Source organism: Paraburkholderia kirstenboschensis (assembly GCF_904848585.1).
GTDB classification, from domain to species: domain Bacteria; phylum Pseudomonadota; class Gammaproteobacteria; order Burkholderiales; family Burkholderiaceae; genus Paraburkholderia; species Paraburkholderia kirstenboschensis.
Genome location: NZ_CAJHCR010000063.1, coordinates 1 through 2,290, shown reverse-complemented (window position 1 = coordinate 2,290; position 2,290 = coordinate 1). Strand labels below are relative to the sequence as shown.

Here is a 2,290-nt window from a genome sequence, read left to right as displayed (position 1 = left end):
TGCGAGTTGACACTTTTATGCCGATTCGAAGGGACATAAAAGTGTCAACTCGCGCGCGTTCTGGCCCGCGGCTACTGGCGAGGGCCGGTGACAGATTCATTACGTCCTACGCCTGTACGGGCTGCTGGCGCATTGGCCGGATCTCACTGACGCCGGCTGGGTTGCGCCGCTGCTGCAGTGGGAAGAAGACGAGCGTGCCCGCCGTTCGCTTGAGCGACGCATCCGGGACGCCCATCTGGGCAGCTTCAAACCGCTGTGCGACTTTGACTGGACCTGGCCCACGCGCTGCGACCGGGCCGCCGTCGAAGAACTGATGTCGCTCGAGTTCGTCAGAGACACCGCCAACGTCGTACTGATCGGCCCGAACGGCGTGGGCAAGTCGACCCTGGCGCTGAACCTCGCCTACCAGGCGCTCGTCAACGGGCACACGGCGTTGTTCACAACTGCTGGCCAGATGCTTGGTGAGCTCGCCGCGCTTGACAGCGACTCAGCGTTACGCCGGCGGCTGCACCGGTACGCCACGCCTGACGTGCTCGTAATTGACGAGGTCGGATACCTGTCCTACTCGAATCGCCACGCCGACCTGCTGTTCGAACTGATCAGCCGCCGGTATGGCGCTGCGAGCACCGTGGTCACCACAAACCGGCCGTTCGGAGAATGGTCGGAGGTGTTTCCGAACGCCGCCTGCGTCGTCTCGCTGGTTGACCGGCTGGTGCATCGCGCCGAAGTCGTCGCGATCGAAGGCGAGTCCTACCGGGTGAAGGAGGCGCGTGAACGGGCGGAGCAGCGCGCAAAGAAACGCAGCGCAGCACGTATGGAGAAGAAGAAATCATGAAGCGCCTTCACCTGCCTTCGGGCATCACTCACGGGCTGGACTTCCTGATCCCAGACAACTGGTCCGCAGATCAGGCGCTCGCCGTCGTGGAACTCATCGAGGAGGTGTCAGAAATTTCGTGTGCTGAGGCCGGTTAAAAATCTCAGCTGATGGCGGCGGTGAATCGCTCACCGAACAGAATGGCGAACTGATTGACAGCTTGCCGCCAGGTGATAGGCGGCATCTTCCAATCCTTTTCAATGTTGCGCAAGGCCAGATACAGCAGTTTGCTGGCGGCTTCGTCGCTCGGGAAGTGGCCACGATTCTTGACGATCTTGCGCAACTGCATGTGCATGCTCTCGATGGCGTTGGTCGTATAAACGATTCGACGCACCTCGTGAGGATAGGCAAAGAAGGGAATCACCTGCTCCCATTGGCGTTGCCACATGGCCGGGACGGTAGGGAATTTGCGGCCCCATTCGCTTTGCGCAAAGGCCTCGAGCGCCGCGGCCGCCGCTTCAGCCGAGGCGGCCTGATAGATCGGCCTGAGCGCGGTAGCCAGCGGCTTACGGTCCTTCCAGCTCGCCAGATTCAGCGAATTACGGATCAGATGCACGATGCAGGTCTGGATCTGCGCGGCCGGAAACACCGCCTCGATGGCCTCCGGGAACCCACGCAGGCCGTCGACCACCGCAATCAGGATGTCGTGCAAACCGCGATTCTTCAACTCGTTGAAAACCTTCAGCCAGAACTTGGCGCCTTCGGTTTGTTCGATCCACAAGCCCAGCACTTCCTTGCGGCCGTCAGCCCGAATGCCCAGCGCCAGGTACACCGCCTTGTTCCTGACCGTGCCCTCGTCGCGGATCTTCAGTCGAAGTGCGTCGAAATACACAATCGGATACATCGCCTCGAGCGGGCGTTGTTGCCACTGCTCGACCTCAGCCAGCACCTCGTCGGTGACCGTGGAAATCAGATCGGGCGACACTTCCAGGCCGTACAGCTCCAGCAGGTGAGCCTGGATCTCGCGTACGCTCATGCCGCGCGCGTACATGCTGATGACGTGGTCGTCGAATCCCGCCAGCCGGCGCTGGTACTTGCCGACCAGTTGCGGCTCGAACGTCGCCTGCCGGTCTCGCGGGATATCCAGCGTCAGTTCGCCGGTGGGTGTGAGCACTGTCTTGCGGCTCGTACCGTTGCGGTGGTTGCCGGCGCTGCCTTGCTCCGCCTCGCTCTCCAGGTGATGCGTCAGCTCCGCGGCCAACATGCGCTCAGCCAGTTGCTTCTTCAGTTGCCCGGCCAGGCCCGATTCCCCGAGAACCGACTCGGCGTTCCTGTTCTGCACCTGCGCCAGCAGTTGATCGATCGTAAGCGCTAATTTAAGCACACAGGTCAATTGCCGAGCAGAGCGCGAACACAGAGGAATGCGCTATTTCTTACCCCAGCCGTTCCACCCCATGCGGAGGAGCGCTGCGTTAG

3 protein-coding genes are annotated in these 2,290 nt (G+C 61.6%); 2 read left to right on the top strand and 1 reads right to left on the bottom strand.

The annotated features are described in order from the left end of the window. Positions 1–94: 94 nt before the first annotated feature. Entirely contained in the window at positions 95–835 is a 741-nt protein-coding gene (istB, locus tag JMY24_RS37925) for an IS21-like element helper ATPase IstB (RefSeq protein ID WP_201704110.1), read from the top strand. After that, on the top strand, positions 832–972 hold the full coding sequence (locus tag JMY24_RS37920) for a hypothetical protein (RefSeq protein WP_164853916.1): 141 nt from the start codon (positions 832–834) through the stop codon (positions 970–972). The genes istB and JMY24_RS37920 overlap by 4 nt, the downstream gene beginning before the upstream one ends. Before the next feature lie 5 nt (positions 973–977). On the opposite strand, the gene JMY24_RS37915 is transcribed toward JMY24_RS37920, so the two are convergent. After that, entirely contained in the window at positions 978–2,156 is a 1,179-nt protein-coding gene (locus tag JMY24_RS37915) for an IS256 family transposase (protein ID WP_128598772.1), read from the bottom strand. Positions 2,157–2,290: the final 134 nt, after the last annotated feature.